Genomic DNA, 26,975 nt, shown 5'->3' with positions numbered 1-26,975 from the left:
AAGACCACAAAGGCAATACCTTTGTCCCATTATCTATCACATTTCATCCATATTGAAATCATGGTTTACCCGTGCCCAAAATTTCACCCCCTTCTGTAAAAACTCCTGTTCCTGAGGTGTACCAATCTGACTGACGAGGTATCTTCCAAACCATTTGTTGGCATCAGCGGAGGGTGTTCCCGCTTCCCATTCCTGCAAGAACTTACGCTCATAAGCCGAAGCTTCATTTTCCAGAAACCTCAAGTATTTCGTCATCAATCGCAAAGAATCCGGAGAGGAAAGATATTGTTCACGCACCTGCTCATACCACTGGTTATAAGCCTGCTCCATGGCTATTTTTCGTGCCTTAAAAGCTTCCAGCTGTGCTTTTTCCTTGTTCTCCGAAGTTTTTCTGCTCACATAACTCTCCTGTGCGACCTCCTGCTGAACTTGTGCAGGTGCTCCGAAAGTCAGCTGCCCTTGCTGTACCGTTTTCGTATTGGCGTAATCTTTCATCACCGCTTTTTCAAAATAGTTCATCGGCAACTTGATGTTCTTTTTGGCAAGCATATAATCAAGGTTTGAGCGCAATCGTTCTTCAGGGTACTGGTCAATCAGCGCCTGTACCCTATTGCGAGAATCCTGCAATAATTTTTCACTTTTAAAAACCGTCAGTCCCGTGATTTTTGCGATCAGGTGATCGCACAATGTATCTTCAAGATAAATCGGATCATGCTCCCCTTCCCCTTTGAGAAAGAAAGAAAATTCCACAGAAGACACCGCCCGTCCTTTTTTTATGGGCGTGTATTTCTCGATCGACAAATCGCAATTAATATTCTCATTGACATCCTTGACCGAAGGTGCCAATACCCGACGATTGAGCTCTACCCACTTGATCGGGTGGATCTTCATGCCGTGGACCTCAATTTTAGGCTTCTTCCGATCCTGATAACTGCCCGGACAAAGAATTTGGGCAAGTTCATTGATTTCAAAAATCGCATTGGCCACCCCATTTTTTTTATTTTTGAAGGCGTGCGATCTCAAAAATTCATATAGAGAATGAGAATAGCTGTGCTTCAAGTCAAACGTTCGGCTGGCTTTATACTGAATGTAGCCACCAATTTCTATCGATTGGTTCGGTATGACATGCTGAATGAGTTCACCCGCAACTTGAATATCCACCGTACTGCGCTTTTTCTTCAGATCATCCTCTCCAAGAATTTTCGGAAAGGCAGACACACTGCTCCACTTGATGGTACCGTCAGGCAAAACCTGCTTCATCCGTAGCAAAAAACTTGGCAAATCGGATATCGACTTCACATACTTGGCATAATCCGTCCCGCCGAGGCGGTTCGAACGGATCACATCCTGAATGTGCAAACGCACCACGACATCCGAACGCACCTGATCGTTGCCCGAATCAATCTTACGGATAATTTTGCCTTCCCGAATTAACTCAGTAATTTTATTGAATGCACGTTGCTGAAACAAGTTTAAGGAGTACCTGCGACTGGCCTGAACGATCCTGTTAGACTTGGAGATGTAAAAATCAACGGTAGAAGCTTCTTGATCAAGCATAAAAATACGGGACATCTGTACGTTTAAAACTAAAGCCTTAATTACGGGACATTTGTCCATAATTAAAACTTTTTATTTAAATAATGTAGGGACATTTGTACATAATAAATTACTTACGGGACGATTGTACATACTTTACGGGACATTTGTACATTTAAAAACGGTGTTTTAGACATCGTTCATCGGTGCTTTAGACATCGTTTACGGGACGATTGTACATACTTTACGGGACATTTGTACATTTTTAAGCTTGTAAGCCGTTCATTTTTAAGGGGATGCACCCCCTCTTAACTATAATAGTAAGTATTAATTATAATAACTAAGTATAACAGGTGGTCAAGTTTAAATTTTACTGACCATAATTATTAAAGATCAATCAAAAATGTTGATCGATAGTGTATTTTGTATTCCTTGAAAAGAAAAGATGTTAAAAGCACCGTTTTTATTGGTGAGTTAGCTAATAAGTAAGCCTAAAAGTGTTAAAAGCACCGAAAATTTCACTTTGCTTACTGATTAATTTGGCATTATCTGCCGAAGGATGTTAAAAGCACCGCTTTGTATTGCTTCATAAACATTTTTGCGTGGGCTGAATTTGGGCTATGTTACAAGGAAATAAACCGTGTATATAGACAATTGAGCCATTGGGTAGTAAATTTGTGGCTTTTGGTTATCTGAATGAGGCCATAATACCGACGACCGTTTTTAAAAATTTGCCGAAGCGTGTTAAAAGCACCGTTTTTGGAAGGTTCATTCATTGGTCGAATTGCTAAAAGTGTTAAAAGCACCGTTTCTGGGTAGTATATATTAATACCGATGCAGACGGTGTTTATGCACGCTCCCAAGCAGTCGATGTTTTCAATTATTTTTGATTTATTGTTCAATTACGACAAAATTCAATCGTAAAAGTACAAACTTTAGCAGATAAATTCACATAAAGTATATTATTTTTGAATAAATTGGGTGTAATTCTCTTTTTTTTGAATACCTTTGAAGCAGGGTAAATATATCACAAGTTATGACGAACGACCAAATCCGCACATTTTTTCGCAACAATCCGGCTTTGAACTTAAAGCAAATCGAGATTGAAGCAGGAATTCCCAATACTTATTTGAATAAGGCCATGAAAGGCAGAAACCTGTCAGAAGAACACATCAAGAAGGTTGCGCCAATACTGATCAGGTATGGCTTTAAAGACAATGAGGGGGCAAAAGTTTATGCGATTTATAATCACAAGGGCGGAGTAGGCAAAACGACCACCTCGGTTAATTTGGCAGTAGGTTTGGCCAATAAGAATTTCAAAGTGTTGCTGATTGATTTTGACCCGCAGGCGAACACCACACAGCACCTCGGCTATCGTGGCGAGGACCGTCCGACGAACACTATCCGTAACGTCCTTACATTTGATGAAGCGAATAATTTACCAATAAAATCGTGTATCTATCAGCCTTATGAAGATCTGGACACCTTTCATCTGATTCCTTCGGAGCTGTCACTGACTAAAATTGCACGTGATCTTACCCTCCGTCAGATTCCGGGAATGGAACGCCTTTCGAAGGTGCTTGGGATGGTGAAGCAGGATTATGATTATATTTTGCTGGACACCCCACCGAATATGGATATTCTGGTGACCAATGCCATGGTGGCGGCTCATTCGGTGATTATTCCTGTGATTCCCGACTCATTGCCTTATGAGGGCTTGGCCGATGTGATTGATTTTGTGAAGGATGAAACAACACTCCGACTGAACCCTGATATTACGGTAGAAGGCATTTTGCTGACGATGGTTAAAGGGAATACCGCTTTGCACCAGAGTATTGAGGAGAAAATCCGCAGTAAATTCAGCCGATACAAGGTTTTTGATACCAAAATACGAAATACCATTGCCCTGAGTGAAGCCTCAGAAGCTGGCGAGGATATTTTCTCTTATTCTCACCGAAGCAATGCTGCAAAAGATTATAAATCATTTACTGAGGAGTTGATCAATGGCTAAGAAACAAATCAAATCAAGTCGGGGGGGGAAACGAGGTCGTGCGATACAGCCTCATGATGTTTCCACGAAAGATGTACAAAGCACCGAAATTTCAGCAGAAGTTACCCGCGTGCAGGATTTTGCCATAAAGTCTGAAATCGAAACCCACATGGTTGGCCGTGATGCGTACCTGAGTGCGATTGCTTTTACCTCTTTTGACGACCCTTTAATTAAGGTGCAGCCAGAGCTGAAGGCGCTCATTCCTGCCCTGACAAAAAATGAATATCAGAAACTGACCGAAAGTGTTCAGAAGGAAGGTGTTCGTGAACCCGTACTTGTTTGGCAGGACCCTGACGGCGGTTTTTATTATATCGTTGATGGGCATAACCGCTGGCGGGTTGCAGGTGCACTGAAACTGATGGAAATCCCCTATCGTGTGCTGCAATTTGCAGACCTTGAAGCTGTAAAAGAGTATATGGTGGACCTGCAAATGGGGAAAAGAAACCTTGTCAAGTGGCAGGTATCCTATTTCAGGGGGATGAAATATGAAAGACTCAAAGGGAACCACGGCGGCGACAGGTCGGCGCAGGAAGGTGGTCGTCTTGCGGAAAATCTTGGCGCTTCTTTTGGCGTCAGTGCGATGACCATTCAGCGCGATGCCAAATTTTACCGTGGCGTACAGGCCTTGCCAGAAGATGTAAAAGCGCGTTTTCTCGACCGTAAAATTTCTGCCAAGAAAGCGGAGATTGAAAAAATCGGTGCTTTTAACACTTTTGAAAAAATCGGTGCTTTAGACATCGTTCGAATATTTGAGTTGGAGCAGGAAAATGCCTCCGAAGATGATATTTTATGGTACGATCAACTTTCGGTACAGGTGAAACCAGTGGTGAAAGCCAAAACTACTTTTGATCTTCATAAGTACATGAAGTCGGAAGAATCGCGGATCAGGAAGGTATTGAAGTCTGCGGATCAGGAAGGAAAGGCACTTTTACTGGCTCACTACCAAAAACTGATTTCGGAAATCGAACAGGCTTAATGGAAAGTCAGCAAGTGCACAAAATGTTTACTTGCTTCAATAATCCTGAAGTCAATACTTCAAGTGCACAAAATGTTTACTTGCTGAAATATCCTTAAATTCAAGATGTTTTGGATCTGCTGATAATAGGAGTTGCTGACTGAGTTATTTATGCAGGTTAAGGCACCGAGGCTCTTGGCGATGTATCAAGTGCACAAAATGTTTACTTGCTTCAATATCCTTAAATTCAAGATGTTTTGGATCTGCTGATTGAGTTATGAATGCAGGTTAAATTGCCGATGCTCTTGGCGATGTATCAAGTGCACAAAATGTTTACTTGCTTCAATATCCTTGAATTCAAGATATTTTGGATCTGCTGATAATAGGAGCTGCTGACTGAGTTATGAATGCAGGTTAAATTGCCGATGCTCTTGGCGATGTATCAAGTGCACAAAATGTTTACTTGCTGAAGTAGTCCTGAAATTGAAAGGTGTTAAAAGTACCGTTTTTTAGTTTAGGCGATAAGGAGCAAAATATAAGAAAGCAAAAAAAAGAGGCTGTTACCCGAAAGTAGCAGCCTCTTTTTCATTGTTTGAAAAGCTTAGTACACCATTATTTTTTTGAGCTGTTGCCCTTGATCTGTCTGCAGACGAATCAGGTAAAGCCCTGTTTGCTCAAAGGAGCCTGAAGGAATCTCCAAAGGAGTTGTCGCTTGTTGGCTGAAATTGGTTTGATATATCAGCGCTCCTCCGACTGTAAATATTTCAACCGACTTCACCTTTGCCCCTGCAGGAGCGATGAACAATGCCTGCTGTCGGAAAATCGGGTTAGGGTAAATCTGTATGGTGTTTTCAGGCATTACCCGCTGATTTTGTGCCTCACATTTTTCCTGCACTGTCACCTGCCCTATTGTTACATCAGCATTGGCCTGCCCAAGAAAGAAGTCGAGTCTGGCGTTGCCGTCAGGACTGGATATCGAAAACTCAAACTGGTAGCTGACAAAGTTTGGGGTGAGGGCAACGGTAGTTTGACCATAGTTCGCCCAGCTTCCTTCCTGTAAAACCTGTACTCTCATGTTACGGTCTGATTGCGCTTTGGCAGAAAAAGTAACTTCATAAGTAACATTCGCCAGCAGGTTCAGCTGGGTATACAGTTGAATGTCGGAGTCCATATTTCCACCCTGATCAATATTGACGTAGGCCTCTCCGTTGGTTTGCAGTTGTGCCGAAGTACCACTGCCGCCATTGGTATAAAATTGCCAGCCATTGGCGCCATTTCCAAAATCACCATTTCCGACCAGATTCGGGAAGTCGCAAACGCTGCTGTTTTCCACCGATATTTCGATCGTTTCCGAACTTGCAGTCATGCCCTGCTGATCGGTCGCCGTAACCTGCAAAGTGTAATTCCCGACTGACAGATCGTTTATTTCCCATTGATAAGGCGCACTGTTTAGCGTTTCCAACAGGCTGCCGTCAAGATAAAGTTCCACAGCACTGATGGTACCGTCAGGGTCTGAGGCTTCAGCAGTGATTAGGACAGCCTCATCGGATAGGAATATACTGCCGTCAAGTGGCGCGGTCAAACTGACCGTAGGAGGAAGATTCGGATTTTCCACCTGAATTTGTACTGCACCTGAGAGGGTGGTTTGCTGATCGTCGTCCACGGCCTGGGCCGTGAGCTGGTAAGTGCCTGCTGACAGGTTTTGCCATTGGATGCTAAAAGGCGACGAATCATCTTCCCCGATCAGGACATCGTCAGCAAAAAAGCGCACGCTGCTCACAAATCCATCTGCATCCGAAGCTTCCGCGGTTAGCCAAACGGATTCCCCACTCGTGAAGGTGTCTCCGGCTGAAGGGGAAGAAATATGTACCACAGGAGGTACGGGATCCGTAGGGACATTTGTACATTTTTCACGTACCGAAATTTCATCCAGATAAATGGTGGATGCGGTATTACCGAGGAAAAAATCAAGTCGTGCATTTTGATCTGCATTGGCGAGATTGACCTGCAAGGTATAGGTGCCGATTTGTGGACTGAGGCTGACGGTGTGCTGACCATAATCAACCCAGCTGCCCTCTTGCAGCAATTGTACCCGGATGTTGGTGCTCGAGGATGCTTTGGCCTGGTAACTGATCTCGTAATCTATACCTGCGGCCAACGACAGATTGGTGAAGCATTGCACGTCGGAATCCTGACTGCCATTTTGATCGATCTGAATTTTTGCAGACTGTGCTCCGGCAATGGCACCGACATTGGAACTGCTGAAATTGGCGACCACTCCATTGCCGCTGTTGGTGTAGAAATTCCACCCTCCGGTGCCAGATTCAAAGTGCCCATTGGGTAAAAGGTTGGGTGCATCGCAGGCAGTGGGCTCCACCACCTCAATCGTGACGACCTCGGAAAGTGTGCTGTACCCATCCTGATCCGTTGCCACTGCGGAAAGGTAATGCAAACCAACCGCTGGTGCTGGATACGTTACCGAGTAGGGCGCGGTGTAATCCTCCCCTATTTTTAGATCACCCGCATAAAAGGCGACTTTGCTGATGTTGCCATCAGGATCTGATGCTGAAGCAGTGATCAGTACATCCTCCCCTACATTGCTGCGGCTGCCTGTTGTGGGCGCGGATATTTCGACTACCGGCGGCCAAGGCTGGTCTCCGCCACTGACGGTTTCATCGGAAAGAACCAGGGTTCCAAACTGACTGGTGTTCGACCAATTGTTGTCGGTTCCCATCCACATGAGTTGTGCATCGCGCGGCCCCCCATCATCGTCATCGTTAACGGCAATATCGAAACCGATTTTTTTACTATTATAGGCTGACTGCCCTATATTGCTCCACGGAATGGCATACTCGACGGTATAACCATCGGCGACTTGTGCCCAAGCGACCATCACTCCTGCATTATTCGTTGATCCCGAAAGCCCATCAGACTGATAGCCTTTGGTGAACTGACGGTCATTTTGATCGTAGCTGCTGCTGCGTTCAAATCCGCCATCAATATAAACTTCAGTGGCGTCATCGTTATAGTCTTCCGCGGAATCGTTCCACAGGTTTGCATCTTCCACCTTAATCGCTACATAAAGGTACTGATCATCCCACAGGGTGGCAAAAGTAACTTTATTGTCGGAGGCTCCAGTAATATTTTTGCTCGCTGAAGCATATAAATCCCATACATTCTCCGTCAGTTGACCATCCACTTGCATGGTCGAAAGGGTTTTTCGGGCACCAATAATCCCCTGCTGTGGCGCGTCAGGAATACGCACCATTGCGCTGTTGCTTGAGCCACTGATGCCCACATTGTTTTTGGCCACCACCCGGTATTCATAGTTTGAAACCGCTTCCGCAGATCGGTCAATATAGTTGGTCAGGTTGGCGGCAACACTGTCAATGGCTTCCCACTGATTTTGTTTCCGCTCAATGATAAACCACAACTCATTGTCCGATTGGTCGCTCCAAAGGAGGTTCACTTCAGTACCATTAGTAGATACCTGCAAGTCTGTTGGTGCTTCGGGTAGTGTGGTTGGCAGGCTGTTGGTCGTGGCTGTGGCGGTGTTACTCCAGCCCGATCTTCCGCCATTGTTTTTCGCCTGTACCCGGAAGGTATAGTCGGTTTGCGGCACCAGGTCCTGGGCAACAAAAGTGGTGGCATTGGCCGTTGCGGTACCTGTTACCTGCCAGTCTTGCCCGCTGTTTTGCTCAATAATAAATTGCTCTTCATTATCGGAAAGATCGGTCCAGTTGATTTGTATTGCTGAAGCTGAAATGGCCTCTGCCGATACATCAGCAGGAGTGGCTGGCGGGTCCATAGGGCCAACCGTATAGGATGAAAATGCAGCAGCAGGTATGGTGGTAAAGGCACCGCCATCTTTGGCCCACTCCATTTTCAGGTGGGCGTCCCAGCCTTCTTCCTGATATTCTATTCTGATACGATAGGCCTGCCCTGCGGTCATTTGAAGGGTGCCTGAAACGGGATCGTTGGGATCTTCAAGGTTTTGCTGCATCAAGAGCTGGCCTTCCACCCAAACGGCAACGGCATCATCGGCAGTGGCCTGAATTTGATAGGTCCCTGAGGTTTCCGCAGTGATTTCCCCTTCAAACCTCGCCGACCAGAAATCGACATTCATGCAGGTGTTTGGGGCGGTGCGCTGCCAGTTGAAAACAATAGGAGATACAATATCTACCGCTACCGGATTTTCCAAATTGATGTCGTTGAAATACTGCACCACGAGGCCATCGCCATTACCCGTAGGCAATACCGGAGATGCACTGGTTGCTGTTGCGGTGTTGGAAGGCGAAGATTTAGTTGTGGCATTAATCGCTCTTACACGGTAGGAGAAGGCTCTGCCAGGGCAAAAGCCATCATCAATAAAAGAGGTGGTATTGGCATCCACGGTGGTAAGGGTGGCAAATCCTGCTCCCCCATTCCCTCTTTCAATCTGAAAACCTGTTTCGTTGTTGCTGTTATCCTGCCAGCTCAGCTGTATGCCTGAGGCTACGTTTTCAGCTAACAGTCCATCAGGAGCTGTGATACCCCCATAATCTACCGGCGTAATTTCCCTTCGCCATAAGCCGGCGCCCGAAGTAGAACCATAGTAGTATGTTTTCCCTTCGATCTCCCGTATCTGTGCCCCATTCATACCGGGCCAGTCGTGGTCTGCGGTCCAGTTTTCCCAGCTGATGGTTTTATCCGGCTCAATAATTCCTCGAAACATTCCATAGGGTTTGCCGAATTCATGGTGATAGGCTGCCACAAAAATCTGGTTGTCTTTTACCGCAAGCCCACCATATCGGAATTCATATCGGTTGGCAATGTAGTCGTACCAGCTGTGTTGGGCGAGTGGCAGGGTGGTTTCTTTATTCAGGATGGTTTGCCAGCTTGCGCCTTCATCAGCAGAAATGCTGAGCTGCTGGTCGGTGGTGTAGCCACTTGCTGTTTTGGTTTGAGCAGCATGAAGCAGGTAGAGTTGCCCGTCGATTTGAGTGGCAGCAACGGTTGCTCCCCAGCCGATGGCGTCATGAATGATCGACCATTCCCACTGGTTACCAGACTGCCGTTCCCCTTTCCAGAGCACTTGCTTTTCGTTGGTGTTGGGATCATTGGTGAAAATATTCGATGCCAGATAGAGAATATTAGGGTTGGTAGGGTGAAAGGCGATGGAGTTTGCCCCTGCAATATGATCGGTTACCTTGTCGGCGATTTGTACCGCATTGCCCCCATTGATGAAGTCTTTGATGTCTTCAATCCACCAGATGCCACTGCCATAAATGCCCATGACCACACTTTTTTTATTATGGGGCGATACCCGCAATTCTTTCACATTGTAGTTGGTGGGCAGGTTGCCATTTCGGCTTTGCCATTGATCAGAAGGGCTGAAAGTATGAAGTTGTTTGGTCAGGATGGTATGGCTGTTCAGGTTCACGCCGCCCCAGCCTTTTGCGGCCGCTACCACAACCGTCGGTACACCGTCCACCTCTGCGATATCCACGGCGTCGGCATGGTTGTGATTGCTGTATTCCCGCACTTCGTGGTTATTCCAGGAATAGCCATAATCCCAGCTTTCCTGTATGCCGTTGTCGCCTTGGCTCTGAATGGCATAATTTTCAATGGCGGTACCGTCGAAGGTGAAGGTGCTGGCAAATCCACGGTTATGGTACGTTGGCTCTCCGGTGGATGGGGTGATAATGCTTGACGGCTGACAATATTTATTCAGAAACTGCCATTCTCCTGCCTGCTCTTCTCCGTAGAAAAGGGTCTGATTTCCCGTGGCCCAGATGCCCCGGTTACTCCAGCTTAATGGGGTATAGTGTGCCCATCTGACATTGGGGTTGGGGTACCAGGTATCCCAGCCGGGGTCAAAATTATCCCGCTCTTTAAGGATGTTGGCCCAGCTATGGCTGCTGATGCTGTTGTCATTCCATTGTATGCTTCCCTCCCATACGCCGGTTCGTTGATTTCTGAAGCCGACAAGAATTTTGTGGAAGTCTCCATCTGACCGAACATCCACTTCTGGGTACCACATTTGGCTGGTATATTGTAAGCCTGCGGAGATATCCGTCCATTGAATATTGGCGGTTCTTGTCGCAAAAATTTTGGATCCTGAACCTACATTAAAATAGTCACCATTGTCAGTGGCATAAGTGGCGTAAATGGTATTTCCGTCAGGGGTCAGGTCAATGCCTCGACATTTGAAGGTGGTTGGGCCGGGGATGAGCGCCCAATTTGCTCCGCCATCGATGGTTTTCCATAAGCCTTGATCTCCGCCGATATAGAAAGTTCCTGGTCTTTTTTGATCGAACCGAATGGCGTAAATATTGAAATATTCATCGTCAATAGTGGTGTAGGTGACCTTCTGCCAGCTGCTGCCGTAATCTTTGGATTCGAAGTAATAGCCGAGCCCTTTGGAGGCCACGCGGCCAATGCCCCAGGTCCAGAAGTCATAATCGTCCTTCCAGCCAACCCCTGCAATAATATGCGAGGCATCAAAAGGGTCGATGGCAATGGCATTGATGGAATTGTCTGCGGTGCTGGTCGCAAAGTGGTACTGGTCGCCCGCATTGTCGGAAATCGAGAGGCCATAAAGGGTTCCGACATAAATTCTGTTGCTGTTGGTAGGGTCAACGGTGGTTACAAAAGCACGGGTGTGAACGAGGTCATCTGATTTGATATGCCACGAAGCACCGTAATCGTCACTGCGGTACACGCCTTCCATATCCGAAGAAAGATATAGTCTTCCTTCAATGTTGGGGTCACAAATTACATCTTGAATTTGTCCCCCACCTCCGGGGTTGAGGTCTTCCCATTGTGCACGAACGGGTAGGGCAATAGCGATTAGCCATACCATTAAAAAATAGGTTTTGTACATCATTTTAAGTTTTGGTTTGAAATTGGGTTCATTACCAAGAATGTATGTACAGGGCTGAGCCTTCTTTATTCGATATTATAAAAAAAGAGAAGTTAAAAATGGGCTGAGGGGTAAAAGCAGAGTATGCGCGACAATAATGAAGATCTGTGGGGAAAGTTTTTAGCGGTGCTGTACCACGAAAACCGAGAGAAGCTCCGCGGGAATTTTCTCCTATATTAATTCAGGAGATAATTTTATTTTTGGCGATTGGCGGCTGTGGACAAAGAAGGGTAGGTGAGAGTGGGCCTCCCGTGGGTGAGCAGCTTAAATTTGGTGGTTTAGGTCATGATTTATTACATGAAGCTGAAAAAAGGAAGTGTTAAGAAAAATGAATCATCAGGGCCTATAAAAATGCATTTTTTGCAGTTTATGGGCGGGCAGTAATTTCGGTATTGCTGTAGGAGATAGAAGGAGGGGGCTTCCGTTGGCGGATGATTCCCTCCTTCCGTTGTAATTTTACTTACCTCAAAGTGGACGGACACACCGCAGTAGTTTTCGGTACATTGGTGGCTTTAATCGCCTTAAATCCTCCGGCAATGTCAATGATGCGATCAATGCCCCTTGATTTTAGAATAGAAGCTGTGATCATCGAACGGTAACCTCCAGCACAGTGCACGTAGTAGGTTTTGTTTTTATCGAGCGTAGGCCACCAGTCGTTGATCGTATCCAGTGGCGCACTGATCACCCCCTCAAGATCGATATGTTCTGAAAGGTATTCCCCTGTTTTTCGAACGTCGAGCACGGACTCAGTAGCCGTCAGCAGCTCAGAAAATTCCGTTGCGGAAATGGAGGTGATTGTCTGAATGGTTTGACCGGCAGCTTTCCAGGCATCGATTCCCCCTTCAAGGTAACCGATGGTCTGATCATAACCCACGCGAGAAAGGCGGGTGATAATTTCTTCGGATCGCCCTTCCTCAGCAACAATAAGGATCGGCTGCTTTAAATCCAGGATCAGCGCCCCTACCCACGGGGCAAATCCGCCATCAATACCAATATTGATGCTGTTGGGAATGTGGCCATCTTTAAACCGCTGTGGAGCTCTTGTATCGAGTGTCAGGGCGTTGGTTGCTTGTGCCTTCAGCAAAAAATCAGCAGGATTCAACGCGATATTTCCTCGCAGCATCACGCGCTCAAGATCTTCATAGCCCCCCTTATTCAGTGCCACATTTTTCGGGAAATATTGTGGTGCGGCAGGCAGTCCATGGGTTACCGCTGCAACGAACTCCTCTTTGGTCATATCGGCACGCAGGGCATAATTTACCTGCTTCTGATGCCCGAGCAGGTCATAGGTTTCTTTGCTCATATTTTTGCCACAGGCTGAGCCGGCGCCATGGGCGGGGTACACCAAAATATGATCAGGCAGGGGCATAATTTTATTCCTGAGGGATTCATACAGCATACCAGCGAGGTCCTCGGCCGTCAGGTCAGATTTTACCGCTAAGTCAGGTCGGCCAACATCGCCAATAAAGAGGGTGTCGCCGGTAAAGATCGCATGTTCTTCTCCTTCCTCATTGATCAGTAAAAATGTGGACGATTCCGCCGTGTGTCCTGGAGTATGCAGCACTTTTATTTTCACTTTCCCGACCTCAAATTCTTGACCATCTTTGGCTGTTATGGAAGTGAATGCCGTATCTGCAAGCGGTCCAAATACGATGGAAGCCCCGGTTTTCTCGGCGAGACTCACATGTCCAGAGACGAAATCCGCATGAAAATGCGTTTCAAAAATGTATTTTATCTTTGCCTGTCCTGCTTTTTCGATATAGGGTTGCGACTCCCTTAAAGGGTCAATGATTGCGGCTTCTCCTGCCGATTCGATGTAGTAGGCACCTTGCGCCAGGCATCCGGTATAAATCTGTTCTATTTTCATGGTTTGTGGTTTGTTATGGGTGTTTTATTTTTCAGGCCTGACATTACTTTGCATTGCAATCTGTAATTTGGCAGGGTTTCTTGTTTTGTGTTGCTGATAGAAATAATCGACGGCGGTGGTAACATCGCTGAAAAAATGATCTTCTCCAATGTTGTGCAAAAAATTGGACTTCACAAACAGATCGCGTACTGGGCCAATCACATGGGTAAAATATACTGCTATTTGTTGCTTTTTCATGGAAGTGACCAATAACTCCAGGCTTTGTAATGCGGTGGTGTCGATATGAGGAATGCTTCCACAATGAAGAATGATTAATTTTAAAGGCGCCCCTTTCTTCAGAATTTCTTCCTGAAGTGTTGCTGTAAATATAGCAATATTGGCAAAGTGCATTGCGGCATCCTGACGGATAATTAGCACCGCAGGATCTTGTTCAGTCTGTTTAAACCGACGTACATTTCGGTAGTCATCCGTCGAGGCCAAACGCCCCAAAACAGCGATATGCGGATAAGCAGTTCTGCGGATTAGGGCTAACAGGGCACAGAGTACTCCTCCCATAATTCCTGCTTTTACACCCCAAATGAGGGTAATAAGGAAAGTAAGGCTCAACAGCAGGAAATCTTCTTTACTCGATCGCCATAAATATTTCAGATAGTCCAAATCAATTAGTTTCGTTACTGCCACCAAAATAATGGCCCCTAAAATGGCTTTTGGAAGATAGAAAAACAGCTCTGTAAAAAAGAGTAAAGTCATGGCGACAAGCGCAGCACTGATGATATTGGCCATATTGGTCTGGGCACCTGCTTCATTATTCACTGCTGAACGGCCAAAGCCTCCAGCGGTAGGGTAGGCACCGAAAAATGAACCTGCCATATTACTGATCCCAAGACCGATCAGTTCCTGGTTATTATTGATCTGATAGGTGTCGGCATGTTTTGCTTGTATCGATTTTGCGACGGCAATGGACTCCATAAATGCGACCATCGCCACGGTAAATGCGATGGGTAGTAATTCGTAGATCATGTCTAAAGTATGGAATGGTAACGCAAATGAGGGCAAGCCTGAAGGAATTGTTCCGATGATCTGCACACCCCTTGTTTCCAGATTCCCAAATTGTACGACTAAAATACTCAAGGCCACAACAACCAGTGCGGAGGGTATCGATCGATGAATTTTTTTTAGCCCGACCATTAGCAATATACCTGCGATGGCCATTATAAAGGTTGGCCAATGTATTTGCGGAAGGTTCAAAAGTGTATGGTATAGGAGTTCTATCGGATGGTTTTGGACTGGAAGCGATACCCCCAAGACATGCCTCAACTGGTTGATACCGATAATAAGTGCGGCAGCAATGGTAAATCCGCTAATGATGGGTTTTGAGAGAAAGTTGACTAAAAATCCCATTTTGAGTAGACCGAAAATCAGTTGAATACTACCTACCATAAAGGAAAGCAGCAGGGCGAGGGCAATGTAGTTTTCAGTTCCCTGGATCGCCAAAGTGGATAAACCTGCAGCGACGAGCAGGGAATCCATGGCCACCGGACCTACCGCAAGCTGACGGGAAGTCCCGAAGAGCGCATACATTAGCTGGGGGATCAGTGCAGCATATAAACCGTAAACAGGAGGCAAACCGGCAATCATGGCATAGGCCATTCCTTGAGGGATGAGCATTACACCCACGGTCACACCAGCAGAAAGGTCGCCGCTGAGTTGTGCCCTTTTATAAGTGGGGAGCCAATTGCTGATTGGAAGATAGGTTTTTAGTTTCATGGCGGTATTAGTATACAACCAATATCAATATATCTGAAATAAATTTCAGTGACTATTCTCACCAAAGCTTTTCATGAGGATGTGATCTTTGAATAATATGTAGGGCAGTCGCTGTTTTATCCGGAAATTTTGGGAACAGGCATCCATAGCTTCACCAGCTGACGGTCTTTTGCCATCTCGCCTGAAATGCGATATTGATCGGTCTTTCGATTCAATAGGGGGGTATTTGACAGCTTTTATTGTTTTTCACAGTGGATCATTAATAAAGAAAAAAATTATAGGGGACATTTATTTAACATAATGCTATTGGTGGTATGGTGTAGTTTTTTGGGGGAGGCGTGGGCTAATTTTGGTTACTGACTTATTTTACGGAAATACATTGATCGAAATTTGGAATGCAGAAAGCGGGCGGTGATCGGTAGGATTTAAGTGACATAAATTTTGGACATGACCAGTTAGTATTAAAAAACCTTATACTAAATTTCATAGAATATTTGTGGTTTTTGATATTAAATCTCAACGTATATTTGTCAACATTGATTATATTTAAGGAAAATTTAATCATTTTGACTATAGAGTATTCTCTGTTTATTTCATGGTCAAATTAACCTTTCATCAACTATGACAACTTTTTTAGGCATCTTGGCCTTATTGTTGGCGATGGGAGCTTTTGTACTTTCAAAATTGGATACAGAAGACCGTCTGCCTGTTTTACTTCGCGGAATTACCAGTGTTCATGCTTATGTATTGATGAGCATTGGATTGTTACTGATGTTATTCAAATCATTGTTTTTTTTTGCTGACCGTGGTTTTAATTACCTGCTTGTTTCCCCCACTGGGCATATGAGTGCCGTTATGGAGCAAGGGATAAAATGGCGGGGATTTGCCAAGATTGACAAATGGCAGAAATATATTGATGTAAAGGTGGTCAGTAAATCCACGGAGTCGGATGAAAATGAACTTGAAGGCATCATGTCACCCATACCGGTTCGGTTTATTGACCAGGTAACCGCTTTGGGGCATGTATCCCTACGCTTTCAGTTACCTGAAGACGAAAGCACCTTTGTTCAGCTGGCTGTCAAATACCGTACGATGAGCAACCTTGTCAACAACACCATTATCCCAACGGTACGCGAGCAGTTGATTAACACGGGCTATATGTTTGCGGCTCAAAATTATATTTCAGGAGAGGCACAATCCTTTCGTCAGACTTTTGAGGAGCAGTTAAAACATGGGACTTATGCGGTAAATAAAATTGAGGCCAGAGATACAGTATTTCATGAGATTGAAATGACAAATCGCCAACGGACCATCAAGGAAATTCAGACCAGTTATCATGTAGAAAAGATCCTTGAAAATGGTATTCCAAAGCGTATTCCACATGAGTTGTCTGAAAACAACATTATCGTTTCTCAGGTGATTGTGGATAAAATAGACCTGGAATCTACCTTTAAGCAACGCCTTGAAGCGCAGCGTGACGAGTCGGCAAAACGCCAGCTTGAGCAACAAAAAATTGAAACAGCGAAAGCGGAGCAGCAGCGTATTGTAGCACAGGGGGAGCGGGATAAAGCGGCTGAACGTGTAACACAGGAGAAAGAGCAGGTTAAAGCCCTTATTGCTATTGAAACCAAGCTGAAGCAAGAGGAAACCAATAAAAAATTGGCAGCGATTGCTTTGGAAACCGAGCGCCTTAACGCTCAAAAGCAAAAAGTAACAGCAGATGCTGAGGCCTATGAAATCTCTAAAAAAGTTACCGCCGGTATTACACCGGAAGTGAAACTTCAAATGGAACTGAACAGGGATATTAAAGTGGCGGCTGAAATTGCTAAAATCAAATTCCCCGAAACAATGATCATCGGAGGCAGTGGCGGCAAAGGTGCAAGCACACCTTTGGAAAGTCTGATTGGTGCAGCAATGGCCAAACAACTAAAAACAGAAAATTAAAACTGACCCCGTTCAGTTTAAGCCAAAGGTTCTTTTCAAGGGTCTTTGGCTTTTTTTGTGTTTGAAGGCTATTTAGACATCGCTGATCTACACTATCAAGGTGATGTGTTATTTTACTAAGTTAAATTCATGATATCAGTCAATACTTTAGGATTTGTAAATGACTGTAACACAATAATAAGGTGTTGTTGATTTACATGACTCTATGTAATAAAATGTTAAGTAATCAATAAAGTCGATGTCTGTATTTGTTTTTTCGGGATATAATAATATGGTAGTAGTGTCTTTTAGGTTTAGAATATAGTTTAAATTGAATTGAAAATAATATTTTATTATCTATATTCGTTTATGGCTTTTTAATATCACCCTATATTAGTAGCCACGTGAGTTCATTAAAGAAATAACATTAACCTAATTTTTAACTCTATGAAACTTAAACTTTACCTGCTATTTGCGTGGATGACTTTGCTATTCATGCCAATAATCACTTATGCTCAAAATGAAGGGGCAAGCTGTGAGGAACCCTATGTGGCTGTTGTTGGCGAGAATATATCTGATCATAGGGCAGATGAAAACCAATGGTTTTCATATACTGCAGAAACGGATCAATTGGTATCTATCTACACCTATGGTTACACCTCAAATGTAGATTCTTATTTAGAGATTTTCTCAGACTGTGAAACCATTATCAAAAGAAACGATGATTATAATGGAACCTATCAGTCGTACATTGAACACCGAGTACTTGCCGGGGAAACAATTTTTATTAGATGGCGGGATGACTACCTCACTTCAGAAACAATGGTTTACCCATGGAAATTAGATGTTGTGGATTATTTTGAGGGCATAAACTGTACATATCCTGAAGTGGTTAATTTAGGAGAGCAAACAATTTCTGCTGGGTTAACAACTAAATATTTTTTGGTGGACGATTATTCTAAAGGATATTTCGGGATAGAATATAATGAAATTCAGGATGTTTCGATAGAGTTTACGGTTTATGATGATTGCAGTACCCGTAATCCATCTCAAACTACACCCAATGATATGCTGACTTTTTTTAGCGATGATCAAGAAACTTTTCTTATCAAAGCCGAGGTCGACGATCGTCGTTCGGTTCAATCAGACCTCTCTTTTAATATCATTCAGATTGATGAAGAAGTAGGTGAGGGAGCAGTTTGTAATGACGCTATTGAATTATCTATCGGGAACTTTAATCCACATATTAACAGTCCGCTACATACAGTTTGGTATGCTTACCAAGCTTCAGAAGCCACCAGGTTAAAGATTAAAAAACCGAACGATACTGAAGCAGAAATTAAAGCTTTTTGGAGTTGTAATAGTAGCTCTCCTACTGAGGAAAGTCAAGATAGCCTTTCAATTGATTTGTCGAGTGGAGAGGTTGTGATGATTCAAATCAGCGCACCCGTTTCTGGAGAAAGCCAAGGCTGGCAATCATCCACCGAAAGCCTTGTAGGGGCATTTTGTGACGATCCTCTTGATGCAGAAATGTCAGTAGTTTATTCGAATCCACATGCAGAATATGATTTATGGTTGGAGTACACGGCTACTTCTTCAGGGGTTGTCGAAGTTAACCTTAGCGAAAGTGGACGTATTACTCGTTATGACTTTGATTGTTCCTATATCTCAGATGGGGTAATTAATAATAGATTTGAGGTTACTGCAGGAGAATCGTATCTTCTGCGCTGTGGAATAGACCAAGACGCCACTGTTGAGTTGAGTGAAAGGCCTTTAGCAGCCGGAGATGTTTGTGATCTACCCAAGCATGTTAGCCTTGGAACATTTAACAATGAGGGAGCTGCGTGGCTTTCATTTACCGCAGAGAATGATGGACCAATCCAAATTACACCTGAGTGTTCTGGCATTGATAACGGAGAGGAGCCATTCGTTAAAGTGATTACCGGTTGTGATGAAGGGGATATTGTTGAATTGAAGAATTTTGATTGTAACTCAGAGGAAGGACATCAGCCATTGACTTTTTATGCGCAAGCTGGACAAAATTATTTGGTCTTTTTTAGAGAGTTTGGCGAGGGGAATGTATCAATCGAAGAGGTTGATGGGATATCAAATGGGGAATACTGTGGTGTGGCCCGTACCTTGACAACCTCTGATACCGTTCAAATGGGCAACAATCACGTTAATTGGTTTAGTTTTACTGCAGAGGAAGAAGGAAAAACGACAGTATCTTTGACGAACGGAAATCCCACCTCTTTTTACCTCATGAGTGGATGCTCGGAATACCTTGATTTTGAAAGTGCATATTATTTAAAACCTTCGAATGAATCTTTTGATTTTTATGCAGAAGTTGGTGAAACATATATTTTTAGGGTAGTATCAGGGGAATCTGCTGAATGGACTATCAACAAAATTGATGAATACGAAGCAGGAGAACACTGTAAGGCACCGCTTTCCGCTACAGCAGGAATTAATTTCGCTGATAATCGGGATGAAAGAGATCAGTGGTATATTTATGAAGCTTTTCACAATGGGGAAATCACAATTTCTACTTGCGATTTGACGACTGAAGATACTTACCTCAGAGTATTTACTGATTGTGAAAATCTATATGATTTTGCAGATGATAATTGTGGTTATCAGCAAGAATTAACGTTGGATGTTGAAATCGGGGATATATTTTATATCAATTATGGAGGAGATTTTACCACTGGATCTTACCGGTGGGAGCTCACTGAGTCAATAGAAGAAAATAAATTAGAAGGTTCTTTGGCAATTTCAGGAGACCTTATTTTTGATCAAGAGCTTATGGTGACTTTAGATCAGGTAAATAGTACCGATATTCAACTGCAATGGTACAGAGGTAGTGAGCCAATTATTGGAGCGACATCGGTGCGATATACCCTTGTAAAGGAAGATATAGGAAAATATATAAAGGTAAGGGCGATTAGTCCAGAAAAGCAAGGGACATTAACCGGTATTTCTGATACTGAAATTCATAAAATAAGTACAATGGCGCCGGAGTCGCCGGTCATTGTAATGATGAATAATGGTAAACTATGGCTTCAAAGTCACGAAGGTTATGAATATAAATTGAATGAAGGCGATTGGCAGTCAGATCCGGAGTTTTCAGGCCTGACAGTTGGTGAAGCTTATTTGTTCTATCAGCGATTAATGGAGACCGAAACACATGCTCCGTCGCCAGCAAGTGAGGCGTTAACATTTAACATGGAGAAAGAATTTATTGCTGGGCAATTAAGTATTGATGGTTCACGCGTTTTTGGTTCATTACTCACTTTGGAGATCGAAGGGCAAAACTTCACAGCTCAGGAGATCAAATGGTACAGGAATGGTGACCAAATAGAAGGCGCAGAATCTAAAACATATATATTAACTTCGGATGATATTAATGCAGTCATAAGTGTAGATGTTGCTTCTTCCGAAACCTATGGAAAATTGATGTATGAAGACGAAGAGGCCGTAACAAAAGCCACTCAAACAGCGCCAAGCATACCTGTGTTGGATTCTTCAGATGATAACAGCGTAGAGCTTCTTCACACGGAAGGCTATGAATATAAGATGGATGATGGTGATTGGCAGGCAGAGTCGTCCTTTACAGGCTTATCAGTTGACAATACTTATATATTCTACCAGCGGGTAGCGGAAACGGAAACGCATTTTATGTCAGAAGCCAGTGCTGGTCTAAGCATAACAATAAGCGTATTAAGTAATGACGATGCACGCAAGGTTAGCATTTATCCAAACCCTGTGAAGGATATTCTGAATATTAAGCTTCAGGGCACTGCTCAGGTAAAATTATTGGATATTTCTGGACGTAAATGGCTGGAAAAAACAGTAATTGAAACAGATGGGATTGATGTTAAACACTTACCATCAGGGGTGTATTTTGTTGAGGTTACTCAGCACAATCATTCAATAGTTACCAAAATAATAATTGAGTAGATTCACACTAAACAATATTGAAAAAGCTGCCATTGTGCAGCTTTTTTTTATGGTATATTTTTTCGTTTCTTGAATTCTAACTTGAACCACAACAAATTTACAGATTAAAAAACAGGACAATCGAAACTTCGGTGCACTTAAAAATTTGTTGCCCCCACCCAATGCACTTCCACTGCTCTTTATTGGTCTACTTTTGGCTTATTAAAAATCTTAATTATTAATTTTAATGGCCCTTTCTTCCTCTTGAGGAAGAGGATCCAAATAAGACACAACGATGGCTTTTTATCATAGAACGCACTTAGGTGGTGGCTTTAGTTTTATTACCCGAATTCGGGCTAAAGATGCCTTTGGAATCATATTGGTCGCAGGTGCGCTTATGCTACTGCTGATCTCTTTGCAATTTTTCTTTTATGTGTTGGTGGTTTGGCCAATGACGGAGATTTACAGAAAATTCAAGGAACGGGAGGACTTTAAGGCAGATTACCGCACCTATTTATCGCTGATCGTTTATGCGGTAATTGCGATTGGTGCCCTCCGAGATACCGCAGTGGGCACTTTTGTAGACACTCATGTATTTGGTCACGACAGTACATATTATGCTACCAAGCATTTTAATGATTCGGTGCATCAGGTTCATGCCTTCAAATGCTATGCGCAGGTGTACCAGGGAACCAGGGTTTGGGCTGAGCCGTCAATTTCTGCCAAGGTTAATCGTTCTGCCGTTGTAGCACACCTCAAGCGGGGAGACTTTGTGAAGTTAACAGGTAAATATGGTGCCGAAATTGCCCCTGATATTGATGGGGTATGGGTGGAACTGCTCACGCTCGATTCCATTAAGGGGTACTTTCGTTTACCGTCGAATGACCCTCCCCGATATCGTTACCGTTCTGAAATGCCGTCTAAAGGTTACAGCACTCAAATGATGGAGGTCGGATTTGAGGATAAACTCCTGCCCACTACCGCAGCCTTTGAGGCTTACCAAAAAGAAGTCGCTGACCGAAAGGCGGCCAAACAGAAAGCTATTCGCGAACAAAAAGCCCGCGCCAAACGGGTCAAAGCTTATGAAGCCGCAGGCCATTAAACGCAGCTCAACTCAACAGCGCGTATCTCCCATCTTTTATTTAAAATCAGTTCGATATGAAACGTATTTGTTTTAGCTTTTTATGCTGTATGCTACTTTCGCCCTTCGCTTTTGGGCAATCTTATACTACCCAAAAAGCCGATATACTGGGGAATCAACAGACCACTTTCAAAGATCAACAAGGGCGGTATACAGGATCGTCAACCACCCAAAAAGCCGATGTTCTCGGTAACCGACGGACGACTTTTAAAAATGCTCAAGGGCAATACACAGGGACTTCTACCACAAGGAAAGCCGATATATTGGGGAATCAACAGACCACATTTCGAAATGCACAGGGGCAGCAAACTGGTTCGGCAGTTACCTCCAAACCCGATGTGCTGGGCAATACCCGAACGGTGGTCAGGGATGCCAATGGGCGGATCACAAAAATTATTACGACCTCCAAGCCTGATATATTGGGCAATAGCCACGCTGTAGTACAGCAGTATTAGGAGCCTTCTGGCTTTCAATTCTATAAATATACATACACTTTTAGTTAAGTCTGAAAGTGTATTTTTTTTTCATTGGGTGTTGAATCTGTAGTTAAGCTTGCCGCAGAAAATTGGATTGATCAAACACACTCATCAGCAGATCTCGGACTGAACATGCTTTTATTGCCTGTATGTGCCATTTATCAGGAAATAGGCAGGAGCACCTTGTGTTCTGGATGTCTAAGAATAAAGAAAATAAATGTATGGGTCCGGTCAAGGGTGGGTTACCATTGGCCTTTTTAACTCGCTATATCCGTTTTATCCCTGCTATTTTTTCGCTGGCTTTCATAGAATATGGTAACCCCTGCGTATTCCTCAAGGTGATATGTAGGAGGAATTACCTATAAATCAACAGTAAAAATCACGTACCTATTTTCATCATTTTTTTATTTTTAGGCGGTTACTTTATCCTCATAGAGATCTTCAATATGCGCATAGAGATAGTATAAAGGTCGTTTTTCACTTGTTTTGATATTGTTATCGGTGAGGAGTTCGACCAGTGCGCTACTGAAGCACAGCCATGAACCTTTCCTCATGAATCGTGTAAAAAAAAATGTTTAGGGAGAAGGTTTTTAAAATAGTTTGAAATCTTCTTTCGAGCCAGATCAGGCAAATAGGGGCATTGTAGCCCCTGCTTTTGTTTTTATCACCGAAGGCTCAAAACGATGTTTTACCAACAATTTAGTATGAGATAATAATGGCAAGTGAAACCACCAACCCTACTGGCACAAGAGCAAAATCCGTGCAGGATACCAACCTCAAATCAGCCATTGATTTAGCATGGGCATTCATTGAGTTTGACCCTAAAGGGAAAATACTCAATGCCAATGAGAATTTTGTTCATGCCCTCGGTTATGAAGATTTATCGGAGATTAAAGGCAAACACCACCGAATTTTTTGTGCCGAAGCCTACGAACAGTCCGAGGATTACGCACAATTTTGGCAGGATTTGGGCAATGGCATGGTGAAGTCTGGCGAATTTGAACGCAAGACGAAAGCAGGGAAATCTATTTGGATTAGCGCAAGCTATGCGCCTGTAAAAGACAGTGCTGGTAAGGTGAAAAAGGTGCTAAAGATTGCTTCCGACATCACCGATATGGTGGCGCTTCGGGTGCAGGCAGCAGGTATCAAGTCGGCGGTGGATATCAGTATGGCCATGATTGAATTCACGCCTGAAGGCATCATTTTGGATGCCAACGATAATTTTTTGGCGACCATGGGCTATTCCTTGTCAGCGATAAAAGGAAAACATCATAAAATGTTCTGTGATGAAGAGTTCACCAGCAGCGAGGAATACGCTCGGTTCTGGCCAGCACTTGCCAGTGGTGAAAGTATGGATGGGGAATTTTGCCGCTTCGATAGCACTGGTCGGGAAGTTTGGTTGCAGGCCGCTTATACGCCAGTAAAAAACAGTAGGGATGAGGTGGTCAAAATTATTAAACTGGCTTCCAATATTACTGATCGTAAGCGGGAAACAAGTGATATGATCGAGAATATCCGTACGCAGGAAGAGGAGCTTCGACAGAATCTGGAGGAAATTCAGGCCACTCAGGAAGAGGTGGAACGCAACAGTCAGCGGATCAGGAAAACACTGGATCAGGCCGTTGATGCCATCGTAACGATTAACTCCCGCAAAGAAATCACCTATATTAATCCTGCGGCGGTACAGATGTTTGGCCACCGTGAGGAGGATGTACTGGGCAAAGAAGTTAAAGTGCTTGCGCCGGTCATTGCTCAGGTAAGCCAGCAGGCACAGGATGATTATGGGATGGATGATCCTGCGGGGAAGACACAAGATTTTGAAGTGAGCAGAAAGGATCAATCCAAATTCTGGGCAAATATCAGCCTGAGTAAAGTAGAAATTGGTGGTGAGCTTAACTTTACAGCCTTCATTAAGGATGTTACGGAGGCGCGCCAAAACCTGATGCGAGCACAAAGCCTTGAAAGTGCGGTCAATAGCAGTTGGGCATCCATTGAATTTGAGCCAGATGGTACCATCATCAGTGCCAATGATAACTTCGTGAAAGCCTTGGGCTACCAGAGCAGTGCGGAGCTTTCTGGTCGTCATCATCGGATCTTTTGTGAGTATGAATACGCCAATAGCGCAGAATACGCCTCTTTTTGGGATGCACTGGGCAATGGAAAAATGACTACAGGAGAGTTTTTACGTCAGACCAAACAAGGGCAGGGCATTTGGATCAACGCTTCCTATACTCCCGTATTCGATGAGCAGGGTAAGGTGGTGAAGGTGATCAAAATTGCCAATGACATTACCAAAATGGTGGAAAGCCGACTACAGGCATCGGCAGTGAAATCTGCGGTTGATACCGGCTGGGCATCCATTGAATTTGAGCCAGATGGTACGATTATTACCGCCAACGACAATTTCATCAGCACATTGGGCTATCATTCTGTGGATGAAATCAAAGGCAAGCATCATCGTATTTTCTGTAGTCCAGGTTTGATAAAATCCGATGAGTATCAGAAAATGTGGTATGATTTGGCGAATGGCATTTCCAAGTCCGGGGAGTTTGAAAGGATGAGTAAATTAGGGGAATCCGTTTGGATCAACGCCTCTTACACTCCTGTCAGGGATGAGCGAGGAAAGGTGTTTAAGGTGATCAAAATTGCCAATGAGATTACGCAGCAGAAAGAGGTTATCAAGGCGATTCAGGATGTGGTTCGTGAAGCGGGAGATCACGGAAATCTTTCCGCAAGGGTTCATCTGAACAATGCCGAAGGGGATTATCAGATTCTTGCAGATGCTTTCAACCGATTGATGGACAATATTGTTGAGCCTTTCAGTCAAATCAAAGAATTACTGATCCGTTTGTCTCAGGGAGATTTGAGTGAAGATTTTCTGTTGGATGTACAGGGGGATTTCAAGGAAATGGGATCGGCATTCAATGAGGCGTTGGCCAATTTGAATCAGCTGATCTTACAGATCAATGATTCAGCGAACCTGGTGGTGAAGTCTGCTAAGGAAATGTCAGGAAAAGGCGAACAAATGAAGGGTTCCACGCAGGAAATGGCTTCGGCAATTCAGCAAATGGCCGAAGGTGTTCAGGATCAGGCGCAGCAAATTGATCAGGCGAATTCACTGATTGCCAAAATTCTGACCAATGCCAAGGATACTGCCCTGAAAGCGGATGTGATTAATAAGTCTGCCGAAGAAGGACAGCGAAACAGTAAAGAGGGGGTGTCAACCATCGAAGCGGTGGTGGAAAATATGCAAGAGATTCAGGGGTCGGCAACGGTTACTTCGGAGTCCATTAAGGTGCTGACCAAAAGATCAGAAGAAATCGCCCGTACGTTGAACGTAATTACCGATATCGCCTCTCAGACGAACCTGTTGGCATTAAATGCCGCCATTGAGGCGGCCAGAGCAGGGGAAGCGGGACGTGGTTTTGCCGTTGTTGCGGAAGAAATCCGGAAACTTGCTGAAGACTCACGGAAGTCGGCACAGGATATTGAAAAGGTAATTTCTGAAGTACAAAACGATATCAACCAAGCTTCAAAATCCATTGAAGGCATGGAGGTATCGGTGAAAAATGGCAATAAAGCAGGCGGAGAAGCTGAGGCAGTATTCAAAAGAATTGATGCGGCCTCCATTGAGACCCTCAACCTCTCGAAGCAGATTTTGGAATCAGCAGCCATTCAGGAAGAAGCCATCAATGGAACGGTGAAAAATATTGAGAAAGTAGTGGTGGTTTCTGAGGAAACTTCCGCAGGAACGGAACAGATCGCTTCTTCTTCTCAGGAACTGAACCAGGGGATGGATGAGGTTTCTGCTACCAGCGTTGACCTTGCGGATGTGGCCTATCAGTTACTCGAAGGTGTTTCCAAATTTAAACTGAGAAAACAATGAGTCAACCCATCGTAAACGATCCCCTTCATGGACAAAGTACCGATGCCATGAAGGGCAATGCCAATAAGCAATCTACACGGTCTCAGCTCATCGTTTTTAAGCTCGGCGGCGAAGAATATGGCTTACCGATTGATCAGGTGAAGGAGGTGGTGCTCACCCCCCGCCTGGCACCTGTGCCACATACGCCAGAATATATTCTCGGTGCGGCCAATATTCGGGGATCCGTGATTGCGATTATGGATCTTGAACATAAGTTTCACCTCAGTGATCAGATTGCGAATGTCAAGGCGCAGGAGCATTATTCGCTGGTGATCGAAAATGAAAAGTTCAAGGTAGGGGTATTGGTCAAAGAAGTTCCCAATACCCTTTCTATCGATTCAGAAGATATTGACGACTCCAAGGAGGTGCTTCAGTTTTCAAGCCTGAAGGAAGAGTGCGTTCGTGGCATCGCAAAGGTGGGGGATCGGATGATTATTCTGCTGGACATTATCGCCATGCTGCAAATGGATGATGTAACACTCGGAAGTTAAA

The 26,975-nt window shown here is 44.2% G+C and carries 13 protein-coding genes; 8 read left to right on the top strand and 5 right to left on the bottom strand.

Translation table 11 applies throughout. The features are described 5' to 3' along the window. Nucleotides 1–36: 36 nt before the first annotated feature. Complete coding sequence (locus tag AABK40_RS20700; protein WP_338399174.1) at nucleotides 37–1,572, bottom strand: replication initiation protein; 1,536 nt, start codon at nucleotides 1,570–1,572, stop codon at nucleotides 37–39. 1,000 nt (nucleotides 1,573–2,572) lie between these two features. On the opposite strand from AABK40_RS20700, the gene AABK40_RS20695 reads away from it, so the two are divergent. Continuing rightward, nucleotides 2,573–3,547 (top strand): ParA family protein, encoded by a 975-nt coding sequence (locus AABK40_RS20695; protein WP_332922937.1) that lies wholly within the window; start codon nucleotides 2,573–2,575, stop codon nucleotides 3,545–3,547. Then, on the top strand, nucleotides 3,540–4,562 hold the full coding sequence (locus AABK40_RS20690) for a ParB/RepB/Spo0J family partition protein (protein WP_338399173.1): 1,023 nt from the start codon (nucleotides 3,540–3,542) through the stop codon (nucleotides 4,560–4,562). Before AABK40_RS20695 ends, AABK40_RS20690 begins: the two co-directional genes overlap by 8 nt. A gap of 580 nt (nucleotides 4,563–5,142) precedes the next feature. Here AABK40_RS20690 and AABK40_RS20685 read toward each other — a convergent pair. From AABK40_RS20685 to AABK40_RS20675, 3 genes are all read right to left on the bottom strand, one after another. Further along, entirely contained in the window at nucleotides 5,143–11,409 is a 6,267-nt protein-coding gene (locus tag AABK40_RS20685) for an Ig-like domain-containing protein (protein ID WP_338399172.1), read from the bottom strand. 496 nt (nucleotides 11,410–11,905) lie between these two features. Further along, nucleotides 11,906–13,312, bottom strand: a complete 1,407-nt coding sequence (locus AABK40_RS20680) for an MBL fold metallo-hydrolase (RefSeq protein ID WP_338399171.1) — start codon at nucleotides 13,310–13,312, stop codon at nucleotides 11,906–11,908. Between the two features lie 24 nt (nucleotides 13,313–13,336). Further along, the gene (locus tag AABK40_RS20675) at nucleotides 13,337–15,079 is read right to left on the bottom strand and encodes a SulP family inorganic anion transporter (protein WP_338399170.1); all 1,743 of its coding nucleotides are present in this window, start codon (nucleotides 15,077–15,079) and stop codon (nucleotides 13,337–13,339) included. Nucleotides 15,080–15,700: 621 nt separating this feature from the next. On the opposite strand from AABK40_RS20675, the gene AABK40_RS20670 reads away from it, so the two are divergent. From AABK40_RS20670 to AABK40_RS20655, 4 genes are all read left to right on the top strand, one after another. Further along, nucleotides 15,701–17,023 (top strand): SPFH domain-containing protein, encoded by a 1,323-nt coding sequence (locus tag AABK40_RS20670; RefSeq protein WP_332921847.1) that lies wholly within the window; start codon nucleotides 15,701–15,703, stop codon nucleotides 17,021–17,023. 426 nt (nucleotides 17,024–17,449) lie between these two features. Continuing rightward, nucleotides 17,450–20,962, top strand: coding sequence for a T9SS type A sorting domain-containing protein (locus AABK40_RS20665; protein ID WP_338399169.1), 3,513 nt, complete (start codon nucleotides 17,450–17,452; stop codon nucleotides 20,960–20,962). Between the two features lie 274 nt (nucleotides 20,963–21,236). Then, nucleotides 21,237–22,043, top strand: a complete 807-nt coding sequence (locus tag AABK40_RS20660) for a hypothetical protein (RefSeq protein ID WP_338399168.1) — start codon at nucleotides 21,237–21,239, stop codon at nucleotides 22,041–22,043. Nucleotides 22,044–22,099: 56 nt separating this feature from the next. Beyond that, nucleotides 22,100–22,537, top strand: a complete 438-nt coding sequence (locus tag AABK40_RS20655) for a hypothetical protein (protein WP_338399167.1) — start codon at nucleotides 22,100–22,102, stop codon at nucleotides 22,535–22,537. Nucleotides 22,538–22,968: 431 nt separating this feature from the next. Here AABK40_RS20655 and AABK40_RS20650 read toward each other — a convergent pair whose 3' ends face one another. Further along, nucleotides 22,969–23,112, bottom strand: a complete 144-nt coding sequence (locus AABK40_RS20650) for a hypothetical protein (RefSeq protein ID WP_338399166.1) — start codon at nucleotides 23,110–23,112, stop codon at nucleotides 22,969–22,971. A 161-nt stretch (nucleotides 23,113–23,273) separates the two neighbouring features. Here AABK40_RS20650 and AABK40_RS20645 point away from each other — a divergent pair, with 161 nt between their 5' ends. Continuing rightward, the gene (locus tag AABK40_RS20645; protein WP_338399165.1) at nucleotides 23,274–26,444 is read left to right on the top strand and encodes a methyl-accepting chemotaxis protein; all 3,171 of its coding nucleotides are present in this window, start codon (nucleotides 23,274–23,276) and stop codon (nucleotides 26,442–26,444) included. Then, nucleotides 26,441–26,974: a chemotaxis protein CheW gene (locus AABK40_RS20640; RefSeq protein WP_332921852.1), complete on the top strand. Its 534-nt coding sequence runs from the start codon at nucleotides 26,441–26,443 to the stop codon at nucleotides 26,972–26,974. The genes AABK40_RS20645 and AABK40_RS20640 overlap by 4 nt, the downstream gene beginning before the upstream one ends. Nucleotide 26,975: the final 1 nt, after the last annotated feature.

Origin of the sequence: Persicobacter psychrovividus (genome assembly GCF_036492425.1) — a bacterium.
Lineage (GTDB): Bacteria > Bacteroidota > Bacteroidia > Cytophagales > Cyclobacteriaceae > Persicobacter > Persicobacter psychrovividus.
The sequence above is the reverse complement of the archived record's forward strand: the minus strand, read 5'-3'. Positions and strand labels throughout refer to the sequence as shown.

Excerpts from the sequence above, each read along its gene's own strand:
- AABK40_RS20700 (WP_338399174.1), bottom strand. The coding sequence starts at position 1,572 with ATGTCCCGTATTTTTATGCTTGATCAAGAAGCTTCTACCGTTGATTTT.
- AABK40_RS20695 (WP_332922937.1), top strand. The coding sequence starts at position 2,573 with ATGACGAACGACCAAATCCGCACATTTTTTCGCAACAATCCGGCTTTG.
- AABK40_RS20690 (WP_338399173.1), top strand. The coding sequence starts at position 3,540 with ATGGCTAAGAAACAAATCAAATCAAGTCGGGGGGGGAAACGAGGTCGT.
- AABK40_RS20685 (WP_338399172.1), bottom strand. The coding sequence starts at position 11,409 with ATGATGTACAAAACCTATTTTTTAATGGTATGGCTAATCGCTATTGCC.
- AABK40_RS20680 (WP_338399171.1), bottom strand. The coding sequence starts at position 13,312 with ATGAAAATAGAACAGATTTATACCGGATGCCTGGCGCAAGGTGCCTAC.
- AABK40_RS20675 (WP_338399170.1), bottom strand. The coding sequence starts at position 15,079 with ATGAAACTAAAAACCTATCTTCCAATCAGCAATTGGCTCCCCACTTAT.
- AABK40_RS20670 (WP_332921847.1), top strand. The coding sequence starts at position 15,701 with ATGACAACTTTTTTAGGCATCTTGGCCTTATTGTTGGCGATGGGAGCT.
- AABK40_RS20665 (WP_338399169.1), top strand. The coding sequence starts at position 17,450 with ATGAAACTTAAACTTTACCTGCTATTTGCGTGGATGACTTTGCTATTC.
- AABK40_RS20660 (WP_338399168.1), top strand. The coding sequence starts at position 21,237 with ATGGCTTTTTATCATAGAACGCACTTAGGTGGTGGCTTTAGTTTTATT.
- AABK40_RS20655 (WP_338399167.1), top strand. The coding sequence starts at position 22,100 with ATGAAACGTATTTGTTTTAGCTTTTTATGCTGTATGCTACTTTCGCCC.
- AABK40_RS20650 (WP_338399166.1), bottom strand. The coding sequence starts at position 23,112 with ATGAGGAAAGGTTCATGGCTGTGCTTCAGTAGCGCACTGGTCGAACTC.
- AABK40_RS20645 (WP_338399165.1), top strand. The coding sequence starts at position 23,274 with ATGGCAAGTGAAACCACCAACCCTACTGGCACAAGAGCAAAATCCGTG.
- AABK40_RS20640 (WP_332921852.1), top strand. The coding sequence starts at position 26,441 with ATGAGTCAACCCATCGTAAACGATCCCCTTCATGGACAAAGTACCGAT.